The organism is Pseudomonas reidholzensis (assembly GCF_900536025.1).
GTDB lineage: Bacteria > Pseudomonadota > Gammaproteobacteria > Pseudomonadales > Pseudomonadaceae > Aquipseudomonas > Aquipseudomonas reidholzensis.
On the sequence record NZ_UNOZ01000003.1, the window covers coordinates 1 to 19,395 of the forward strand.

The window sequence follows — 19,395 nt, forward strand, 5'->3', positions numbered from 1 at the left end:
ATGCGGTATTAGCGTTCCTTTCGAAACGTTGTCCCCCACTACCAGGCAGATTCCTAGGCATTACTCACCCGTCCGCCGCTGAATCGAAGAGCAAGCTCTTCTCATCCGCTCGACTTGCATGTGTTAGGCCTGCCGCCAGCGTTCAATCTGAGCCATGATCAAACTCTTCAGTTCAATACTGCTTGGGTTTTTAAGAAACCCTAAACTTGGCTCAGCAATCTCAAATGACTACTATGATTTCTCATGTGGCCACTTGTGATGCTGATAATCTTGGCGACTATCAAACCATACTCACAAGCACCCACACGAATTGCTTGATTCAATTTGTTAAAGAGCGGTTGGTTAAGAACTTTTCGTCTCAACCGAGGCGCGCATTCTACGCTTTCCTCAGAGCCTGTCAAGCGTTTATTTTGAAGTTTTCTGCGAGAATCTCGTTCAACTTCAAACACTTGGCTCGCTGCGATCTCTCGTAGCGGGAGGCGAATTCTACAGCGTTACACGCTGTTGTCAACTGCCTTTTTCACCGCTGCCGATCAGACGATCGAAGCACCTCCATACTGCCTGAAACTTCTAACTCATTGAAACTCAAGGAGTTTTCCGTTCCAACTACGCTGGAAGTGGGGCGCATTATAAGGGGATCTGAGAGGCCGTCAACCGTTTATTTCATAAATGTTTCAAACCGCCCTCCCCCGCCCTCCGATCAGCCGCGGAACCCGCCGCCACACCGCCGGAATACGCAGCGCCAGCAGCACCGCGCCAATCGATGCATACACCACCCACTCCTTGAGGTCGGAGCGCACGATCCACAGGAAGTGCAGCAAGCCCAACCCGAGAATCACGTACACCAGCTTGTGCAGCTTCTTCCAGCGCGCACCCAGGCGTCGCTGACTGTATCGGTTGGAGGTGACCGCCAGCGCCAGCAGCCCCAGAAACCCCAAGGTACCGACAATGATGTACGGCCGCTTGCGCAGTTCGACGCCCAACTGCCCCCAGTCCAGGCCAAGGATGAACACCATGTATGAGGTCATGTGCAGCACTATATAAGCAAAGCACCAGAGCCCCAGCTGGCGACGCACCACGATCCAGCCCGACCAGCCGGTGAGGCGCTGCAGCGGCGTCATGCTCAAGGTGATCAACAGGAAGATCAATGCCCCAAGCCCGAGCCGGTCGACCAGGATCTTGCCCGGGTCCGGGCCGAGCAGGTTCATTGCCGCCTCGTACAGCCACCACACCGGTAACAGGCAGCCCAGCACGAAGATGGCCAGGCGCAGCCACGGATAGCGCATCAGTAGTTCTTCCGCAGATCGAGCCCACTATAAAGAGAGGCGACTTCGTCGCCGTAGCCGTTGAACATCAAGGTGTCGCGCACATTGGGGCTGAACAACCCACTCGGCAGGCGCCGTTCGCGGGCCTGGGTCCAGCGCGGGTGGTCGACCGTGGGATTGACGTTGGCATAGAAGCCGTACTCGGTGGGCGCCAGGCTTTCCCAGGTGGTCTGCGGCTGCTCGGCCACCAGGCTGATGCGCACGATCGACTTGATGCTCTTGAAGCCGTACTTCCAGGGCGCCACCAGGCGCAACGGTGCACCGTTCTGATTGGGCAGCTCGCGGCCATACATGCCCACCGCCAGGATCGCCAACGGGTTCATCGCCTCGTCCAGGCGCAAGCCTTCTACATACGGCCAGTCGATCAGGGCGAACGACGAGCGCTGCCCAGGCATGCTCTTCGGGTCCTGCAGCGTCTCGAAGCGCAGGTAACGCGCCTTCGAGGTCGGCTCGACCCGCTTGAGCACTTCGGCCAGGCTGAAGCCCAGCCACGGGATCACCATCGACCAGGCCTCGACGCAGCGCAGCCGGTAGATGCGCTCTTCCAGCGCGTAGGGTTTGACGAAGTCTTCGAGCGCATAGCGCCCGGGCTTGGCCACCTCACCATCGATCACCACACTCCAGGGCTCGGTCTTCAGGCTGCCGGCATTGGCCGCCGGGTCGCCCTTGTCGGTACCGAACTCGTAGAAGTTGTTGTAGTGGGTGGCATCCTTGAACGGGGTGATCGGCTCATCCTTGACCGTGACCGCCTGCCAACGGGTGGCGCCGAGCTTGTCGGTGAACCACCCCGGCGCAGCGCCAGGCGCGGCATCGGCGTAGCGCGACGTCTCCGCGGCCACGGCCAGGCCCGGCAACGCGCCCACGGCGATGCCCGCCAGGGATGCACCCAGCACGGCACGGCGTGAGAGATAAAGGCTTTCGGGCGTGATGTCCGAGGGGTTGCAGTCGGACGGGCGAGCGATCTTGATGAGCATAACGGCTCCACAGCACGGATGACTGAAGTATCCGTAAGACTATGGAGCCGGAAGGTTATTCCATCATTAAATCAATTTCAGGCCTTGCGCCGACGGACACGCAGCAGGTACTGCACCGGGCCGGACACCGCATAGCCGAGGAAGATCAGTAGCAGGATGCGCGGCGGGTCGCTGAAGACCACGGCAAACACCAGCACCACGGCAAGGATCGCCACGAACGGCACGCGCCCACGCAGGTCCAGCTCCTTGAAGCTGTTGTACTTGACGTTGCTGACCATCAGCATGCCGGCGGCCGCTACCAGCAGCGCGACCAGGAACGACAGCTTGGAGCCCTGGATGCCGAAGTCGCTGAACGCCCACACGGTACCTGCCACCACACCGGCTGCCGCCGGGCTGGCCAGACCGATGAAGTAACGCTTGTCGGCGGTGCCGACCTGGGTATTGAAGCGGGCCAGGCGCAACGCGGCGCCAGCGACATAGATGAAGGCGACCATCCAGCCGACCTTGCCCATGTCACCCAATGCCCAACCGAACGCCAGCAAGGCCGGCGCGACGCCAAAGGCGACCATGTCGGACAGCGAGTCGTACTCGGCGCCAAAGGCGCTCTGGGTATTGGTCATGCGGGCCACGCGGCCATCCAGGCCGTCGAGCACCATGGCCACGAAAATGGCGATGGCGGCAAAGGCGAAATACTTGCTCGCCTCGCGGGGGTCACCTGCGCTCATGGCGCTCTGTGCGCTGATCGAGCTGATGATCGAGTAGAAGCCAGCGAACAGGTTGGCAGTGGTGAACAGGTTGGGCAGCAGGTAGATGCCGCGATGGCGCACCTTGCGCCCTTCGGCGTCGTGCCCCTCTTCAACATGCTCATCGACAGGTAGCAGGCTTTCGGCGTCGGAGGCCTTGTTCGGCTCCTCGGGACGTTCGCTCATGAAAAACACCTTGCAACTGAATGGAATATGTTTCGACACGGGCTTGCGAAACAGGTTCGGACAGCAAGCCACTGGTCGCTTTATACCAGATGCGCGCCGCCGAAACGAAAAAACGCGGCCGAAGCCGCGTTTTTCATCTCATCGCAAAGGCTTAGTTCTTGGCCTTGTCGACGATCTTGTTAGCCGAGATCCAAGGCATCATGGAACGCAGTTGCTCACCGATGATCTCGATGCCGTGGCTGGCGTTGTTACGACGCTTGGCGGTCATCGACGGGTAGTTGGTGGCGCCTTCGGAGATGAACATCTTCGCGTATTCGCCGTCCTGGATGCGCTTCAGAGCGTTGCGCATGGCCTTGCGGGATTCGTCGTTGATGATCTCTGGGCCGGTCACGTACTCGCCGTACTCGGCGTTGTTGGAGATCGAGTAGTTCATGTTGGCGATACCGCCTTCGTACATGAGGTCAACGATCAGCTTCAGTTCGTGCAGGCACTCGAAGTAGGCCATTTCTGGCGCGTAGCCCGCTTCGACCAGGGTTTCGAAACCGGCTTTGACCAGCTCGACGGTACCGCCACACAGAACAGCCTGCTCGCCGAACAGGTCGGTTTCAGTCTCGTCCTTGAAGGTGGTTTCGATGATGCCGGTACGGCCGCCGCCGACGCCAGCAGCGTACGACAGGGCGACGTTCTTGGCGTTGCCCGAAGCGTCCTGGTAGATAGCGATCAGGTCAGGGATGCCGCCGCCTTTGACGAACTCGGAGCGCACGGTGTGGCCCGGGGCTTTCGGCGCGATCATGATCACGTCGAGGTCGCCACGTGGCACAACCTGGTTGTAGTGGATCGCGAAGCCGTGGGAGAAGGCCAGGGTGGCGCCTTTCTTGATGTTCGGCTCGATTTCGTTCTTGTACAGAGCGCCCTGGAACTCGTCCGGGGTCAGGATCATGACCAGGTCGGCCGCGGCAACAGCGGAAGCCACGTCGGCGACTTTCAGGCCGTGAGCTTCTGCCTTGGCAACGGTAGCCGAACCTTTACGCAGACCGACGGTAACGTCTACACCGGAGTCTTTCAGGTTGCACGCCTGGGCGTGGCCTTGCGAACCGTAACCGATGATGGCGACTTTCTTACCTTGGATGATGGAAAGGTCGCAGTCTTTGTCGTAGAAAACTTTCATGAAATACCCCTGTTATATCTCGGCCCCTGTGGAGCCATCGCTAATTTTTGAAGTTAGATGCTGAGCACTTTGTCGCCACGGGCAATGCCGGTGACTCCACTGCGCACGGTTTCGAGAATCGATGCGGTACCGATCGCCTGGATGAAGCTGTCCAGCTTGTCGCTGGTGCCGCTCAGCTGCACGGTATACACGCTGGCGGTAACGTCGACGATCTGCCCACGGAAGATGTCCGTGGTGCGTTTGATCTCGGCGCGCTGGGCGCCGGTGGCCTTGACCTTGACCAGCATCAGCTCGCGCTCGATGTGAGCGCTTTCCGACAGATCGACCAGCTTCACCACTTCCACCAGTTTGTTCAGGTTCTTGGTGATCTGTTCGATCACTTCGTCGTGGCCAACGGTGGTCAGGGTCAGGCGCGAGAGGGTTGGGTCCTCGGTCGGCGCCACGGTCAGGCTTTCAATGTTGTAGTTGCGCTGGGAGAACAGGCCGACCACGCGAGACAAGGCACCGGGTTCGTTTTCCAGCAGCAGGGAAATGATGTGCCGCATATCAGGTACGCTCCGTCTTGCTCAGCCACATGTCACGCATGGAGCCGTCTTTGATCTGCATCGGGTAGACGTGCTCGCTCCGGTCGACCGCGATATCGATGAACACCAGGCGGTCCTTCATGGCGAAAGCTTCTTCGAGCTTGGGCTTGAGGTCCTTGAGGCTGGTGATGCGGATACCGACGTGGCCATAGGCCTCGACCAGCTTGACGAAGTCAGGCAGCGACTCGACATAGGAGTGCGAGTGACGGCCGTTGTACGCCATGTCCTGCCACTGGCGAACCATGCCCAGCACGCCGTTGTTGAGGTTGACGATTTTCACCGGCAAGCCGTACTGCATGCAGGTGGACAGCTCCTGGATGTTCATCTGGATGCTGCCTTCGCCGGTCACACAGGCCACGTCCTGGTCGGGGAAGTTGAGCTTGACGCCCATCGCCGCCGGGAAGCCGAAGCCCATGGTGCCCAGGCCGCCGGAGTTGATCCAGCGGTTCGGCTTGTTGAAGCGGTAGTACTGCGACGCGAACATCTGGTGCTGACCGACGTCGGACGTCACGAAGGCGTCGCCGTTGGTCACCTCACAGAGGGTCTCGATCACGGTCTGCGGCTTGATCACGCTGCCGTCGCCCTTGTCGTAAGGGAACAGGCCGCGGTCACCACGCCACTCGTCGATCTGCTTCCACCAGGCGTCCAGCGCGGCCTTTTCAGGCTGCTGGCCGATTTCCTTGAAGATCGCCAGCATCTCGCTGAGCACGCTGTCGACCGGACCTACGATCGGCACGTCGGCCTTGATGGTCTTGGAGATCGATGCCGGGTCGATGTCGATGTGGATGATCTTGGCGTTCGGGCAGAACTTCGCCGGGCCGTTGATCACACGGTCATCGAAACGCGCACCGACTGCCAGGATCACGTCGGCATTGTGCATCGCCTGGTTGGCGGTGAAGCTGCCGTGCATACCGAGCATGCCGAGGAACTGGCGGTCGGTACCCGGGAAGCCGCCCAAGCCCATCAGGGTGTTGGTGACGGGCAGGTTCAGCGACTTGGCGATGTCGGTGAGGGCTTCGGAGCCACCGCCGAGGATCACGCCACCACCGGAGTAGACGATCGGACGCTTGGCGGCGAGGATCATCTCGGCTGCCTTGCGGATCTGCCCCGAGTGGCCACGTACGGCCGGGCTGTAGGAGCGCAGCTTGACCTTCTTCGGATAGACGTACTCGAACTTCTCGGCCGGGTTGGTCATGTCTTTTGGAATGTCGACCACGACCGGGCCAGGACGACCGGATTGCGCCAGGTAGAAGGCTTTTTTCAGGACTTCCGGGATTTCCGAGGCGTGTTTGATCATGAAGCTGTGCTTCACGATCGGCCGCGAGATACCGATCATGTCGGTTTCCTGGAAGGCATCGGTGCCGACCATGGTGCTAGGCACCTGGCCCGACAGGATGACCATCGGAATCGAGTCCATGTACGCGGTGGCAATGCCGGTGATGGCATTGGTTGCGCCTGGGCCGGAAGTGACCAGCACCACGCCGGCCTTGCCGGTGGCACGGGCATAGCCGTCGGCCATGTGGGTCGCAGCCTGCTCGTGACGAACCAGGATGTGCTCGACTTCCGGCTCTTTGAACAGCGCGTCGTATACATGAAGGAGAGCACCGCCAGGGTACCCGTAGATGTGCTTAACGCCTTCGTCACGCAAGAAGCGGACGACCATCTCAGCGCCAGATAAAAGCTCCACGTTGTTCACCTCTAAAACGCCAGAATACCGTCCCTAGTGGACGGGTCTTAATAGGTTTACTGCCAAGCAGAGCACGAGCGAACGTCAGCACTGACTGAGCAAGTATTGGGAGCACCCCTGAGTGTTGCGGGGTTTTCCCACCCAGCGCGAGGTAACGCGTTGCGGGGTGTTACAAGTCGGCGCGGGTGTGCGCCTCATGATCTGCTTTGCGGGTCTGCTTCTGGCAGTCCCTCTAAAGCGGAAACTGGATTCTTGTGATTCGCCGCCATTAAGTCAAGAAAAATTATTGCCAATTTTTCCTCAGGATGAATTCGTTCCACCACGAATGGTTGAGACAGCAGCAGAAAACCAAACAAAACTCAAAAAAAGAGCCGCAATCTGCGGCTCTTGAAAGAAAAACTGAAGAAATCAGGCGGAAGGGCCTATCAATTGGTCGAATTCTGCCAATAGTCGGCGAAGCACGCGACTCTGCTCCGGACGATCGACGAACACCGTTTCAGCCATCACCAGGATGCCGGAGGCATTGGGCAGCGGATGACCGTGCTCGAGAATGAGCTTCATTCGCGGCAGGAAAATCCACTGCAGCCACTGCTCGAAGCCCATCACGTCGACCGCGAACGGCGTCACGCTGGCCAGCGCTTCGGCGCTCGGTGGCTGCTCGCTCCACCAGCCCTGGGCGCGCAGCTCGTGCTCGATCAGCAGCAGGTGATCGGCAATATCCAGAATCCGTTGCTCGACCATCACAGATTGACCCGTGCTTTTTGCCGCGCCAGTGCGGCGCCGGCGCTGTCACCCTGCTTTTCACGGGCCTGGGCGATGGTGTTCCACAGCTCGGCCTGCAGGTCCGGACGACCGTTGGCATAGGTCAGCGCGCGGCGTGCCAGTTGCTCGGCCTGGGCGGCATCACCCTGGGACAAGCGCACCTGGGCCAGGCGGAACAGCACCTGCGGCTCGCGCGGGGCAATGCGCTGGGCACGCTCCAGGCTCGACGAAGCACCGTTGAAGTCGCCACTGCCCTGTTGCTGCTGGGCGGTGGTCAGCAGCGCCAGCACCGGGCCGTCGAGTTGCTCGTCGGCCGACAGGCTGCCAGCGGCACCGCTGCTGCGCGGGATGCCGGTCGGCGCGCTGGTGGCGGCCGGGGCACTGCTCATCGAGGCGATGTCGAACGGCTCATCGGCGATCGGGTTGGGGTTGGTGGTCATGGGCTGGGTGCTGATCGGCGTGGTGCTGATCGGTGCCGCGCCATTGGCCGCCGGGAAGGTCTGGATCGACGAAGCGCCCGCGCCCTGCGGGATCATCACGGTCACGCCGGAGTCTTCAGGCAGCGACTGTGCCTGGCGGGTGCCGTTGCTGCCGGCATTGGCTGCCGTGCGGTTGTTGGAGATCCGCTCGCTGTTGGACACCCGGGTGCTCGAGTCGACCACCGGGATATTGCCGCGTGGAACGCTGGCGCAGCCATGGAGCATGGCCAGCGCGGTCAAGGCAGGAAACCACCACTTGTTCACTTCACACCCTCTTCAAATGCGCCGGGTGGCCTGAGGGGCTGATCCGCCCAGGCCACCCGTGGCTTAATTCATCCAGCCCTTTACCCAGTCCATGACCGAATCAGCCGGATTCTGCTCGCCGCCACAGGCGACGCCTGCGGCCGGTTCGCTGCCACGAATATACGGCATCTGTACCGCTCCCGGACAGGTGCTGTCGGAGCCGTGACCGCTGTACGGGTCGATCCACGACTGCACGACGTTGTCCGGCAGCGGCATGTCCAGCGGCAACGGGTCGGCCTTGCGCATGAAGCTGGTCCACACCTGCAGCGCACCGGTGGCACCGGTGAACGGCGTCTTGCCGTTGTCGTCACGGCCGAGCCAGACCACCGCCAGCAGGTCCTGGCTGAAACCGGAGAACCAGCTGTCGCGCGAATCGTTACTGGTACCGGTCTTGCCGGCCAGGGTCAGCGAGCTGGGCAGGACACTGTAGACCGAACGGCCGGTACCCTCACGCATGACCCGCTGCATGGCGTTCTGCACCAGATAGATGGCACCCGGGTCGAACGTCTGCTGGATCTGGAACGGGTAGCGCTTGAGCGGCTCGCCCTCGGCGGTGAGGACGCTGCGGATACCGCGCATCGGCGTGTTGAAGCCGCCGTTGGCGATGGTCTGGTACATGGTCGCGACCTGCATCGGCGACATCCCGCCGGCGCCCAGCAGCATCGACGGGAACGCCGGCCAGTCGACATTGACGCCGAGCCGGCCGATGGTCTTGATCACGTTCGGCACGCCGACTTCCAGGCCCAGCTTGGCGGTGGACAGGTTGTACGAGTTGGCCAGGCCCTGGTACAGGTAGATGGTGCCGTGCGGACGGCGGTCGTAGTTCTGCGGACGCCAGACCTGGCCGTCGGCGCCCTTGACCGAGAACGGCTCGTCCTGGACCCAGCTGGTGAGGGTGTACTTGCTGGGTTTTTCCAGCGCGGTCAGGTACACCGCCGGCTTGACCAGCGAGCCGATCGGGCGCACCGCGTCGATGGCCCGGTTGAAGCCGGCGAAGCCCGACTGGCGGCTGCCGATCAGCGCTTGCACTTCACCGGTCTCGGGGTTGGTCACGACCATCGCCGACTCGACCGCATCGGCGCCCTTGCGCCCCGACAGACGCTTGAAGGTCTCGCTCATGGCGGTCTCGGCCTTCATCTGCAGGATCGGGTCGAAACTGGTGAAGATCCGCAGGCCTTCTTCGGTCAAGTCTTCGTCGCGGTAGTCCTGGCGCAGCTGACGCTTGACCAGGTCGAGGAAGGCCGGGAACGAGCTGTCGGCCAGGCTGCCACGGCTGGTCACGCCCAACGGCATCTTCTTCGCCGCCTCGACCACGTCCTTGCTCGCCACGCCTTGCTCGGCGAGCAGGTCGAGGACCAGGTTGCGGCGGGTCAGCGCACGCTCCGGGTAACGCCGCGGGTTGTAGTAGGACGGGCCCTTGACCATGCCCACCAGCAAGGCGATCTGGTGCAGCTTGAGCTCTTGCAGCGGCTGGCTGAAGAAGAACTGGCTGGCCAGGCCGAAGCCGTGCACGGCGCGCTGGCCATCCTGGCCGACGAACACCTCGTTGAGGTACGCCTCGAGGATCTCGCGCTTGCTGTAATGCACCTCGAGCAGCACGGCCATCATGGCTTCGGTCAGCTTGCGGGTGAGGCTGCGCTCGTTGGTCAGGTAGAAGTTCTTGACCAGCTGCTGGGTCAGGGTACTGCCGCCCTGGCGCATGGCGCCGGACGAGGTATTGACCCACACCGCACGGGCGATGCCCTTGGGCGACACGCCAAAGTGGCTGTAGAAGTCGCGGTCTTCGGTGGCGACCAGGGTTTCCAGCAGGTACGGCGGCACCTGGTCGATCTTGATCAGGATGCGGTCTTCGAGGTTTTTCGGGTAGATGCCGCCGATCATCAGCGGCTCGAGCCGGACCACGTCGAGCTTGCCGCCATTGGCGCCGCTCATCCCCGCGACATAGTCGCCGGAGAAGCGCACGCGCACGAACTGCGCCGGCTCGATGCCTTCATAGAACTGGAAGCCACGGGTATTGATATCGACGTTGTTGCCGTTGACCGACGCCGCGCCCGGGCCGTTGGCCGCGCTTTCGCGACGGTAGCCGAGGGCGTCGAGCTCGGTGAGGAAGTCGTTCTTGCTCAGCTTCTGGCCGACGAACAGCTCCAGCGGCCGGGCATACACCTTGGCCGGGATGGTCCAGCGCTTGCCGGAGAACTTCTCCTGGACAACGGCATCGAGGTAGATCGCAAAGCCGGCGATCACCACCAGGCCGACCAGGCTGAGCTTCAAGGCCCAGCCCAGCCAGGCGCGGGAGCGGCTGGGCGAACGTTTCTGCGGAGTACGGGGATTTCGGGATCGAGTCATGGCGGCGGATTATACGCACTTTAGTCTAGGCAGGCCCGGCGGTATGCAGGGGCCGCACCATTGACCATAATGGCGCATTCGAATTCCCTTACCCGAAGGATTGCCCGTGAGCCAAGCCCTCATCAGTGCCCTGCAGAACCCTGCCCTCTACCCGCATCCCGTAGACGGGTTCAAGCTCATCGAGACGCACATCTCCTGGGTCCTGCTCACCGGTGAGTACGCCTACAAGATCAAGAAGCCGATGAATTTCGGCTTTCTCGACTTCACTGGGCTGGACCAGCGCGAGCACTTCTGTAACGAAGAATTGCGCCTCAACCAGCGCCTGACCGACGACCTGTACCTGGACGTGCTGGCCATCACCGGCAGCGCCGAAGCGCCGCAACTGGGTGGCGAAGGCCAGCCGATCGAATTCGCCCTGCGCATGCGCCAGTTCCCCCAGAGCCAGCTGCTGAGCACCCTGCAGGCCAACGGTGAGCTGACCGCCAGCCACATCGACCAGATGGCCAAGCAGATTGCCGAGTTCCACCTGCAGACCCCCAAGGTCGCAGCCGAGGAGCCGTTTGGTTCGCCTGACAGCGTGATGGCGCCGGTCGAGCAGAACTTCGAGCAGATCCGCCCGTTCCTCAGCGACAAGGCCGACCTGCAACAGCTGGACAACCTGCAGGCCTGGGCACGCAGCAGCTTCGACCGCCTGCAGGGCCTGTTCGCCGCGCGCAAGGCCGATGGCTTCATCCGCGAATGCCACGGTGACATCCACCTGGGCAACGCCACCGTGATCGATGGCCAGGTGGTGATCTTCGACTGCATCGAGTTCAACGAGCCGTTCCGCAAGACCGACGTCTGGGCCGACACCGGCTTCCTCGCGATGGACCTCGAAGACCGCGGCCTGAAGTGCCTGGCGCGGCGCTTCGTCAGCCAGTACCTGGAGCTGACCGGCGACTACCAGGGCCTCGAGCTGCTCAACTTCTACAAGGCCTACCGTGCCCTGGTGCGCGCCAAGGTGGCGCTCTTCAGCATGCCCGCCGACGCCGATGGCGTGCAGCGTGCTACCACCCTGCGCACCTACCGCAACTACGCCAACCTGGCCGAAAGCTACAGCGCGATTCCGTCGCGCCTGCTGGCCATTACCCATGGCGTCTCGGCGGTGGGCAAGAGCCACGTCTCGATGCGCCTGGTCGAGGCGCTGGGGGCTATCCGCGTGCGCTCCGACGTCGAGCGCAAGCGTCTGTTCGGCGAGCAGGCCGAGCACAGCACGGGCGCCCTGGACGCCGGCATCTACGCCAAGGATGCCAGCAGCGCGACCTACCAGCGCCTGCATCAGTTGGCCGAAGTGATCCTGCGGGCGGGCTTCCCGGTGGTGCTCGACGCCACCTACCTCAAGCGCGAGCAGCGCCAGGCGGCGGCGGACGTCGCCAGCCAGACCGGCGTGCCGTTGCTGATCCTCGACTGCCATGCGCCCGAGGCCGTGATCGAAAGCTGGCTGGCCCAGCGCCAGGCCGACCACAACGACCCGTCGGACGCCACCCTCGAAGTGATCAAGGCACAACAGGCCAGCCGCGACCCGCTCAGCGAGCAGGAGCTGCGCGACAGCAAGCGCATCGACACCCAGGAAGGCGCCAGCATGGACCAGGTGATCGAGCAGATCCGCCAGCGCCTGCCGGGCCTGTGAGCCGCAAGGCGTGAAGCAGTCGACACTTCCCGGCTGAAGTTCGGCGCCTCTTCAGTGATGGCATTACAATATCATCACACCCCACGAAGAGGCGCCGCCATGAACCAGCCACGGCAACTGGACAGTAACCTGTACGCCCTGGTCCGCGATGAACAGATCGCCGCCTTCAACCGCGAGAAGCCGACCGACACTGCGATCGACTTCCGGGGCGGGGATTTCCGTGGGCTGGACCTGCGCGAGCTGGATGTGCGCGGCATCGACTTCACCGACGCCTACTTCCGCGCCTCCGACCTGCGTGGCCTGGACCTGCGGGAGAATGGCCTGGAAGGCGCCAGCCTGGCCCATGCGCAGATCTCGGGCACCTACTTCCCTGCTCAGCTGAGTGCCGATGAGATCCTCATGTCGGCCAAGTTCGGCACGCGGATGCGCTACAGACCCTCCTCCGGCAATTGACCCCTGATGGGCTGCCGCTACCGCAGGCTTGCCCGGCGATAGCGGCATCCCGTCGGCTCCGATGGCAAAACGCCGCGTATCTCCCAGCCCCCGCTACACTCCTGTTCAGACCTGCTCGCGATTTCCCCCATTGCCCGTTCAGCCATCGCAAGGAGGCTCGATGAACGATGAATTGCAGCACCTGAAGAACCTTGGCAAGACCTCCGCCCAATGGCTCCACGCGGCCGGCATCCACAGTGCCTCGGACCTGCGTCGGCTGGGTGCGGTGGGTGCCTATCAGGCGGTGCGGACCCGAGGCTTCCGGGCGTCGAAAGTGTTGTTGTACGCAATCGAAGGCGCACTGCTCGACATGCACTGGAACGATTTGCCCGCCGAACGCAAGGAAGCGCTCAACCAGCAACTGGACGCCAAGCTCCCGCCGCAGAAAAATCAGAAATAGTTCGGGAAAGGGATTGACGTGGAAATGAGAATTGTTATGATTATCACAACTGGTCGCGAGACTGGTTGGGTAACCTGAAAGCCCCTGGTTCGGACTCTCAGATTATCTCCTCATCAGGCTAATCACGGTTATTGACCCGGCTTTTTGCCGGGTCTTTTTTTGCCTGCGATTTGTGTGAGGTTGGCTTATGGCCCCTTACGCAGCTGGGCGCAGTAATCCTGCTCTGGCAGCGCCGCGGTAAACCAGACGAAATCGGCCATCCCCGGTTCGACCACCTCCCCGACCTCGGTCAACAGCAGCACCTTGCTCTCGCCCTTGGCGCCAAGGTCGGCCAGGTGCAGCGGCACGCCCAGGTCCTTGCGCATGTGATAGCTGCCGGCCAACAACAACGCGGGCTGCGGCGCCGCCAATAGCCGCTCGGCCATGCGCCGGTCACGCTGCTGCTGGACCGCGAGCATGGCCGGCAGCTGGCTTTCCGGCAGCAGGCCGCAATGGCCCTCGCGCACCTGCTGCAACAACGCAGCTTTTACCTGCGGCGCGTTAGAACGAGGCCCCGTGAGAGCGACCGGCTGACGATAGGCCTGACGCATCTCGGCAGCCGAAAGATTGGCCGCCAGCAACGGCACCGACTGCTGCAGCGCTTCCCGCACGATCGGCCCGTACATAGCCCAGTCCCATCCTTCCTGCCAGTCCAGGGCCTTGTCCAGGTCCGCAGGCAGCGGCGCCTTGCCGGCCAGCGCATCGACCCGCGCCTGCTGCGCAGGCTCGAGCATCTCCAGCAGCAGGCTGCCTTGGGGCCGCTGGCGCTGCAGCGCCTGCAGCAACCACAACTGCAGGGCGTGGTGGTCAGGGTTGTCGTGCTTCTCCCCCACCAGCACCCGCGGCGCCTCGGCCAACTGCGCGAGCAACTGCGCCGGGCTGATCAACTGACCGCTGGCCAGCACGCGGATCTGCCCCAAAGCGGCATTGTCGCGACCTTCGCTGCTTTGCCAGGCAGGCAGCGCCGGCAGGCTGGCCTGCTGCGCCTGGCAACCCCCCAAGGCCAAGGCAAGACACAGCGACAGCAAGGGATAGCGCATGGCGGAGCTCCTAACGGGTAATGATCAGCGGATGGCCACGCTCGGGGTGATCCTGCACCAGCACATCGATGCCGAACACCGCCTTCAGGGCCTGCGGCGTGAGCACCTGGCGCGGTGTATCCAGCGCGTGGCAGCGGCCCTGCTCGAGCAACAACAGCTGATCACAGTAGCGCGCCGCCAGGTTCAGGTCATGCAGGATGACCAGCACCGCGGCGCCGCGGTCGGCAAAGCTGCGCACCGCCTGCAGGGTGGTGTGCTGGTGCAGCGGGTCGAGCATCGAGGTCGGTTCGTCGAGCAGCAGCGTCGCCCCGGACTCGCCCGGCCACAGTTGCGCCAGCACCCGCGCCAGGTGCACGCGCTGGCGCTCGCCACCGGACAACGCCAGGTAGCTGCGCTCCACCAAGTGCCAGGCATCCGCCGCCCGCAGCGCGGTCTCGATGATCTCGCCGTCACGCTGCTGGCCGCTGGCATGCGGCAAGCGGCCCATACCCACCACCTCTTCGACGCGGAAGGCAAAGCCGAGGCTGGAGACCTGCGGTAACACGGCCAGGTGTCGCGCCCGCTGCTGGCCGCTCCACTTCGCCAGCGCCCGGCCGAGCAAGCGCACCTCGCCTTGGCTGGGCGTCAGCTCGCCGCACAGGGCGCCGAGCAAGCTGCTCTTGCCCGCGCCATTGGGCCCGAGCACGCCAAGCACCGTGCCCGGTCGCAGGCACAGGTGAATATCGTGCAGCACTTCGGCGCTGCCGCGGCGCAGGTGCAGGCCTTCGACTTCGAGCATCAGTGGCGCCCTCGGACCAGTAACAACAAGAAGAACGGTGCGCCGATGAACGCGGTGACGATGCCGATCGGCAATTCCGCCGGCGCCAGCGCCAGCCGCGCGATGAGATCGGCAAACAGCAGCAGCGCGCCGCCCGCCAGCAGCGACGCTGGCAGCAGCACGCGGTGATCCGGCCCGGCGAGCAGGCGCACCAGGTGCGGCACCACCAGGCCAATGAAACCGATCAACCCCGCCGCCGCCACTGCCGCGCCGACGCCCAGCGCGGTGCAGAACACGAGTTCACGCTTGAGCGACTCGACTTCGACGCCCAGGTGCCGCGCTTCCGATTCGCCCAGCAGCAAGGCATTCAACGCCTGGGCACGCCGTGGCAACCACAGGGCCACCGCCACGGTGACCAGAATCAACGGCCACAGCCGCTGGTAACTGGCGCCATTGAGGCTGCCGAGGTTCCAGAAGGTCAGGCTGCGCAAGGTCGCGTCGTCGGCCAGATAGGTGAACAGGCCGACCGCCGACCCCGCCAGAGCGGTCAGGGCGATGCCGGCCAGGAGCATGGTCGCGACATTGGTCTGCCCGTCACGCCGGCCCAGGCGATAGACCAGCGCAGTCACCCCCAGGCCACCGGCGAAGGCACACACCGACAGCAGATACGGCGCGAACCACTCGGGTATGCCGCCCAGCCAACTGCCACCGACAATCGCCACCGCCGCACCCAGCGCCGCGCCGCTCGCCACCCCGACCAACCCAGGGTCGGCCAGCGGGTTGCGAAACAGGCCCTGCATGGCCACCCCGGACAACGCCAGCACCGCGCCCACGGCAAGCCCAAGCAGGGTGCGCGGCAGGCGGATCTGGCCCAGGATCATCTCGGCCTGTTCCAGTCCCTCGCCGGCCACCGGCAGCCCGAGCAGGCGCAGGCCCGCGCGCAGGGTATCGCCCAGCGGCAGGCTGACCGGCCCCAGCGCCAGCGACAACCACACCGCCAGCAGGCACAACCCGGTCAGGCCGATAAAGAGCGTGCGCGGCTGGATGCGTTGCTTCATGGGGCGAGGCTGACCTTGGCCTGCGGATAGAAGGCCGCCGCCAGTTGCGCCAAGGTGGCCGGCAGCCGAGGGCCCAGGCCACCGACCAACAGGGTCGGGTCGAGCGGGATCAGCCGCTTTTCACGCACCGCACGCGAGGTAGCCAGCGCCGGGTTCTCCTTGACCAGCGCCTGCAACGCCTGCTCGCCGTCGAGGCTGCGGTCGGAGAACACCAGTACGTCCGGGTCCAGCGCGGCCAGGGTTTCCACCGAGAAGTTCTTGTAGCCCTGGTGATCGGCCAGGTTGCGCGCGCCCGCCTGGCGCAGCAGCCAGTCACCGGCGGTGCCCTGCCCGGCAATCAGCGGCTTGGCGCCGGCATGGCCGACCAGCAGCAAGACGCCCGGCGCCTGCTGGCTGGCTTGCGCCTGCTTGACCTTGGCCTGCAATTCATCGAGCTGCTGGCGGTAGCCGCTGGCCAGTTCGCTGGCCTGGTGCTCGGCACCGAGCAGGCTGCCGAGGTGCTTGAGGTTGCTCTCCACGGCGCTCAGTTCGGCCTTGCTGGAAAACAGCTCGACCCGCACGCCGGCGCTGCGGATCTGCGCGAGGACCGGTGGCGGGCCCATTTCTTCGGTGCCGACCAGCACATCGGGGCGCAGGCTGAGGATGCCTTCGGCCGACAACTGGCGCTGGTAGCCGATGCTCGGCAAGGCCTTGAGCGACGCGGGGTGCTGGCTGGTGGTGTCGACGCCGACCAGCCGGGGCTCGCCGCCCAGCACGCTGATCCATTCGCTCAAGGCGCCGCCGGCACTCACCCAGCGTTGCGGCAGCTCGGCGGCCAGGGCCTGGGTGGAGAGGGCAAGACCGGCGCACAAGGCGATCAGGGCAGCAGGACGGCGCATCATCGGATTCCTTTGCAGAAGACAAACCGCGCGCCTTGTGGCGAACGGCGGAACTGCGCACCATAGACAGACGGCGAACGCAGCAGGCGGGCAATTTGATAATTATTCGCATTGAAGCGTCAAGCCATCGCGTTGTTCCCTCCCTTTACAGCAAGAGCCCAGCCAGTCGATGCATTTTCTTTGCGCTTCCGCCCACCTCGCCGAAGGCCACAGCCGCGCGTTCAGCGTAGCCGGCCAGGCCCTGTTCGGCGTGCGCCGCCACGGCCAGGTGTTTCTCTACCGCAACCGCTGCCCGCACAAGGGCATCCCGCTGAACTGGACCGAGGAGGGTTTTCTCGATGACAGCGCCAGCCTCATCCACTGCGCCCAGCATGGGGCGCTGTTTCTGATCGAGAGCGGCGAATGCGTGGCCGGGCCGTGCGAGGGTGAGCAGCTGCAGGCCCTGGGCTGCCTGGAAGACAGCCAGGGCATCTGGCTCAAGGATTGAGCAAGACCGGCAGCGGGCGGTCGATGACGATCTGCTCGGCATCCAGCCGGGTGCCGTAGGCCAGCACCTCGACGCCATCCGCCACGGCGGCGCGCAGGGCACTGGCGTAGGCCGCGTCGATCTCCTCGGCCGGGCGCACCGCTTCTACACCGGTAAGGTTCACGCAGTACAGCTGCACCGCGCGGATGCCCTGGCGCGCCAGGCTCGCCAACTCGCGCAGGTGCTTGGCGCCGCGCTGGGTCACCGCATCCGGGAAGGCCGCCACGGCGGTATCCGGGTAGCCGAGGGTAACGCTCTTGACCTCGACATAGGCCGGGCCGCTGGCGAACTCCAGGCGAAAGTCCACCCGGCTGCCCTCCTCGCCGTAGGCCACTTCGCGCTTGAGCGCGCTGAAGCCCGCCAGTTCGCTGATCACCCCGGCCCGCAACGCCTCCTCGACCAGCGCATTGGCCCGCCCGGTATTCACGCAGGCCAGCCGGCCCTGCGGGGTCTCGCTGATTTCCCAGGTGCCCGGCAGCTTGCGCTTGGGGTCGTTGGAGCGACTGAACCAGACCTGGCCGCCTTCACGCATGCAGTTGAGCATCGAGCCGGTGTTGGGGCAGTGGATGGTCAGTTGCTCGCCATTGGCCAGCTCGATGTCGGCGAGAAAGCGCTTGTAGCGGCGCAGCAGCCGCCCTTGTTCGAGGGGTGGGAAGAACGCCATCAGCCTTGCCAGCTCCGCAGGCCACGGGCAATGCGCTCGACCGCCTGTTCCAGGCGCGGCAGGCTCTGGGTATAGGCGAAGCGCACATGGTGGCCGGCCAGGTGGCGGCCGAAGTCCAGCCCCGGGGTGAAGGCCACGTGCTCGGTTTCCAGGAAGTGCCGGCAGAAGGCAAAGGCGTCGCCACCGAATGCACTGATGTCGGCATATAGATAGAAAGCCCCCTGCGGTTCGACAGCGATGCCGAAGCCCAGCGCGCGCAGTGCGGGCAGCAGGTAGTCGCGGCGCCGGGCGAATTCGCCGCGGCGTTCTTCGAGGATCGCCAGGGTCTCGGGCTGGAAGCAGGCCAGCGCAGCGTGCTGGGCCATGCTCGGGGCACTGATGTAGAGGTTCTGCGCGAGCTTCTCGAGGTCAGCCACCGCATCGGGCGGCGCCACCAGCCAACCGAGGCGCCAGCCGGTCATGCCGAAATACTTGGAAAAACTATTCAGGACAAACGCGTCGTTATCCACTTCGAGCACGCTGGGCGCGTCCATGCCATAGGTGAGGCCATGGTAGATCTCGTCCACTACCAGGTGGCCCTGACGCGCGTGCACCGCCTGGGACAGGCCAGCCAGGGCTTCGCGGTCGAGCACCGTGCCGGTGGGGTTGGCCGGCGAGGCGACCAGCGCACCGACGGTGTCCGCGTCCCAGTGGCGCTCGACCAGGTCGGCGGTGAGCTGGTAGTTGACCTCGGGGCCGACCGGCACCAACTGCGCGCCGCCTTCGACCAGGCGCAGGAAGTGACGGTTGCACGGGTAACCGGGGTCGGCCAGCAGCCAGTGCTTGCCCGGGTCGACCAGCAGGCTGCTGGCGAGCAGCAGCGCGCCGGAGCCGCCGGGGGTGATGAGGATCCGCTCAGGGTCGATCGACAGCCCATAGCGCTGGCCATAGAACCCGGCGATCGCCTCGCGCAGCGCGGGCAGGCCGCGTGCCGCGGTATAGCGGGTGTGGCCGTCGGCCAGTGCGGCCTGGCCAGCGGCGACGATGGGCGCGGCGGTGGTGAAGTCCGGCTCGCCGATTTCCAGGTGGATCACGTCATGGCCCGCCGCCTGCAATTCGTTGGCCCGCGCCAGCAGCGCCATGACATGGAAGGGTTCGATCGCGCGGCTGCGCGCGCTGTAGGGCTGAGCCATGGGGCCTTCTCTCAATTGGGTCTAAACTGATGAATCGACCGTCGCGCGCCACTGAACGTGCGCCTCGGGCCGCTGTCAACACTAGGATCGGCCGGGCTAGCGCACCCCCGATCTATCTGGTAAGTTCGGCGGCTCGCAGTCGC

At 64.1% G+C, this 19,395-nt stretch carries 19 protein-coding genes and 1 rRNA gene; 4 read left to right on the plus strand and 16 right to left on the minus strand.

Going from position 1 to position 19,395, the window contains the following annotated elements; all coding sequences use genetic code 11:
- The 10 genes from CCOS865_RS03070 to mrcB form a co-directional block, all read right to left on the minus strand.
- Positions 1-174, minus strand: a 16S ribosomal RNA gene (locus CCOS865_RS03070); the annotation flags it as partial.
- A gap of 500 nt (positions 175-674) precedes the next feature.
- A complete protein-coding gene (gene msrQ, locus CCOS865_RS03075; RefSeq protein WP_119137833.1) occupies positions 675-1,286 on the minus strand; it encodes a protein-methionine-sulfoxide reductase heme-binding subunit MsrQ in 612 nt (203 codons plus the stop codon).
- Entirely contained in the window at positions 1,286-2,299 is a 1,014-nt protein-coding gene (gene msrP, locus CCOS865_RS03080; protein WP_119137835.1) for a protein-methionine-sulfoxide reductase catalytic subunit MsrP, read from the minus strand. The genes msrQ and msrP overlap by 1 nt, the downstream gene beginning before the upstream one ends.
- Before the next feature lie 77 nt (positions 2,300-2,376).
- On the minus strand, positions 2,377-3,228 hold the full coding sequence (gene pssA, locus CCOS865_RS03085) for a CDP-diacylglycerol--serine O-phosphatidyltransferase (protein ID WP_119137837.1): 852 nt from the start codon (positions 3,226-3,228) through the stop codon (positions 2,377-2,379).
- Positions 3,229-3,379: 151 nt separating this feature from the next.
- Complete coding sequence (gene ilvC, locus CCOS865_RS03090; protein ID WP_119137839.1) at positions 3,380-4,396, minus strand: ketol-acid reductoisomerase; 1,017 nt, start codon at positions 4,394-4,396, stop codon at positions 3,380-3,382.
- A 53-nt stretch (positions 4,397-4,449) separates the two neighbouring features.
- Positions 4,450-4,941 (minus strand): acetolactate synthase small subunit, encoded by a 492-nt coding sequence (gene ilvN, locus CCOS865_RS03095; RefSeq protein ID WP_003250040.1) that lies wholly within the window; start codon positions 4,939-4,941, stop codon positions 4,450-4,452.
- 1 nt (position 4,942) lies between these two features.
- Positions 4,943-6,667 (minus strand): acetolactate synthase 3 large subunit, encoded by a 1,725-nt coding sequence (locus CCOS865_RS03100; RefSeq protein ID WP_119138224.1) that lies wholly within the window; start codon positions 6,665-6,667, stop codon positions 4,943-4,945.
- A 408-nt stretch (positions 6,668-7,075) separates the two neighbouring features.
- A complete protein-coding gene (locus CCOS865_RS03105; RefSeq protein WP_119137841.1) occupies positions 7,076-7,408 on the minus strand; it encodes a YqcC family protein in 333 nt (110 codons plus the stop codon).
- A complete protein-coding gene (locus tag CCOS865_RS03110; RefSeq protein WP_415842595.1) occupies positions 7,408-8,172 on the minus strand; it encodes a tetratricopeptide repeat protein in 765 nt (254 codons plus the stop codon). Before CCOS865_RS03110 ends, CCOS865_RS03105 begins: the two co-directional genes overlap by 1 nt.
- Positions 8,173-8,235: 63 nt before the next feature.
- A complete protein-coding gene (gene mrcB, locus CCOS865_RS03115) occupies positions 8,236-10,557 on the minus strand; it encodes a penicillin-binding protein 1B (protein WP_119137843.1) in 2,322 nt (773 codons plus the stop codon).
- Positions 10,558-10,663: 106 nt separating this feature from the next.
- Between mrcB and CCOS865_RS03120 the strand changes: the two genes are divergently transcribed.
- The 3 genes from CCOS865_RS03120 to CCOS865_RS03130 all read left to right on the plus strand — a co-directional run bounded on the left by CCOS865_RS03120 (position 10,664) and on the right by CCOS865_RS03130 (position 13,118).
- Entirely contained in the window at positions 10,664-12,226 is a 1,563-nt protein-coding gene (locus CCOS865_RS03120; protein ID WP_119137845.1) for a bifunctional aminoglycoside phosphotransferase/ATP-binding protein, read from the plus strand.
- Between the two features lie 99 nt (positions 12,227-12,325).
- Positions 12,326-12,679 carry a pentapeptide repeat-containing protein gene (locus CCOS865_RS03125; RefSeq protein ID WP_119137847.1) on the plus strand — a complete coding sequence of 118 codons (354 nt, stop codon included), beginning with the start codon at positions 12,326-12,328 and terminating at the stop codon, positions 12,677-12,679.
- A 160-nt stretch (positions 12,680-12,839) separates the two neighbouring features.
- Complete coding sequence (locus tag CCOS865_RS03130; protein WP_119137849.1) at positions 12,840-13,118, plus strand: TfoX/Sxy family protein; 279 nt, start codon at positions 12,840-12,842, stop codon at positions 13,116-13,118.
- Positions 13,119-13,303: 185 nt separating this feature from the next.
- Here CCOS865_RS03130 and CCOS865_RS03135 read toward each other — a convergent pair whose 3' ends face one another.
- Genes CCOS865_RS03135 through CCOS865_RS03150 form a run of 4 tightly spaced genes read right to left on the minus strand, consistent with a single transcriptional unit; the run spans position 13,304 to position 16,893 of the window.
- Positions 13,304-14,197: a ChaN family lipoprotein gene (locus CCOS865_RS03135; RefSeq protein WP_119137851.1), complete on the minus strand. Its 894-nt coding sequence runs from the start codon at positions 14,195-14,197 to the stop codon at positions 13,304-13,306.
- 10 nt (positions 14,198-14,207) lie between these two features.
- Positions 14,208-14,975 carry a heme ABC transporter ATP-binding protein gene (locus tag CCOS865_RS03140; protein ID WP_119137853.1) on the minus strand — a complete coding sequence of 256 codons (768 nt, stop codon included), beginning with the start codon at positions 14,973-14,975 and terminating at the stop codon, positions 14,208-14,210.
- A complete protein-coding gene (locus CCOS865_RS03145) occupies positions 14,975-15,958 on the minus strand; it encodes a FecCD family ABC transporter permease (protein WP_167469008.1) in 984 nt (327 codons plus the stop codon). The genes CCOS865_RS03140 and CCOS865_RS03145 overlap by 1 nt, the downstream gene beginning before the upstream one ends.
- Before the next feature lie 50 nt (positions 15,959-16,008).
- Complete coding sequence (locus CCOS865_RS03150) at positions 16,009-16,893, minus strand: heme/hemin ABC transporter substrate-binding protein (RefSeq protein ID WP_119137857.1); 885 nt, start codon at positions 16,891-16,893, stop codon at positions 16,009-16,011.
- Positions 16,894-17,059: 166 nt separating this feature from the next.
- On the opposite strand from CCOS865_RS03150, the gene CCOS865_RS03155 reads away from it, so the two are divergent.
- Positions 17,060-17,377, plus strand: a complete 318-nt coding sequence (locus tag CCOS865_RS03155; protein WP_119137859.1) for a Rieske (2Fe-2S) protein — start codon at positions 17,060-17,062, stop codon at positions 17,375-17,377.
- On the opposite strand, the gene sfsA is transcribed toward CCOS865_RS03155, so the two are convergent.
- Together sfsA and CCOS865_RS03165 are read right to left on the minus strand one after the other, a co-directional pair.
- A complete protein-coding gene (sfsA, locus tag CCOS865_RS03160; RefSeq protein WP_119137861.1) occupies positions 17,367-18,080 on the minus strand; it encodes a DNA/RNA nuclease SfsA in 714 nt (237 codons plus the stop codon). The two genes, CCOS865_RS03155 and sfsA, sit on opposite strands and share 11 nt — an antisense overlap.
- Positions 18,080-19,252 carry a pyridoxal phosphate-dependent aminotransferase gene (locus CCOS865_RS03165; protein WP_119137863.1) on the minus strand — a complete coding sequence of 391 codons (1,173 nt, stop codon included), beginning with the start codon at positions 19,250-19,252 and terminating at the stop codon, positions 18,080-18,082. The genes sfsA and CCOS865_RS03165 overlap by 1 nt, the downstream gene beginning before the upstream one ends.
- Between the last annotated feature and the right edge of the window lie 143 nt (positions 19,253-19,395).

Bases quoted from the DNA above. Each gene is read 5' to 3' on its own strand.
- ilvC (WP_119137839.1), bottom strand. From the start codon at position 4,396: ATGAAAGTTTTCTACGACAAAGACTGCGACCTTTCCATCATCCAAGGT.
- CCOS865_RS03150 (WP_119137857.1), bottom strand. From the start codon at position 16,893: ATGATGCGCCGTCCTGCTGCCCTGATCGCCTTGTGCGCCGGTCTTGCC.
- mrcB (WP_119137843.1), bottom strand. From the start codon at position 10,557: ATGACTCGATCCCGAAATCCCCGTACTCCGCAGAAACGTTCGCCCAGC.
- CCOS865_RS03165 (WP_119137863.1), bottom strand. From the start codon at position 19,252: ATGGCTCAGCCCTACAGCGCGCGCAGCCGCGCGATCGAACCCTTCCAT.
- CCOS865_RS03105 (WP_119137841.1), bottom strand. From the start codon at position 7,408: ATGGTCGAGCAACGGATTCTGGATATTGCCGATCACCTGCTGCTGATC.
- CCOS865_RS03125 (WP_119137847.1), top strand. From the start codon at position 12,326: ATGAACCAGCCACGGCAACTGGACAGTAACCTGTACGCCCTGGTCCGC.
- CCOS865_RS03135 (WP_119137851.1), bottom strand. From the start codon at position 14,197: ATGCGCTATCCCTTGCTGTCGCTGTGTCTTGCCTTGGCCTTGGGGGGT.
- CCOS865_RS03130 (WP_119137849.1), top strand. From the start codon at position 12,840: ATGAACGATGAATTGCAGCACCTGAAGAACCTTGGCAAGACCTCCGCC.
- CCOS865_RS03155 (WP_119137859.1), top strand. From the start codon at position 17,060: ATGCATTTTCTTTGCGCTTCCGCCCACCTCGCCGAAGGCCACAGCCGC.
- msrP (WP_119137835.1), bottom strand. From the start codon at position 2,299: ATGCTCATCAAGATCGCTCGCCCGTCCGACTGCAACCCCTCGGACATC.
- sfsA (WP_119137861.1), bottom strand. From the start codon at position 18,080: ATGGCGTTCTTCCCACCCCTCGAACAAGGGCGGCTGCTGCGCCGCTAC.
- ilvN (WP_003250040.1), bottom strand. From the start codon at position 4,941: ATGCGGCACATCATTTCCCTGCTGCTGGAAAACGAACCCGGTGCCTTG.
- pssA (WP_119137837.1), bottom strand. From the start codon at position 3,228: ATGAGCGAACGTCCCGAGGAGCCGAACAAGGCCTCCGACGCCGAAAGC.
- msrQ (WP_119137833.1), bottom strand. From the start codon at position 1,286: ATGCGCTATCCGTGGCTGCGCCTGGCCATCTTCGTGCTGGGCTGCCTG.
- CCOS865_RS03140 (WP_119137853.1), bottom strand. From the start codon at position 14,975: ATGCTCGAAGTCGAAGGCCTGCACCTGCGCCGCGGCAGCGCCGAAGTG.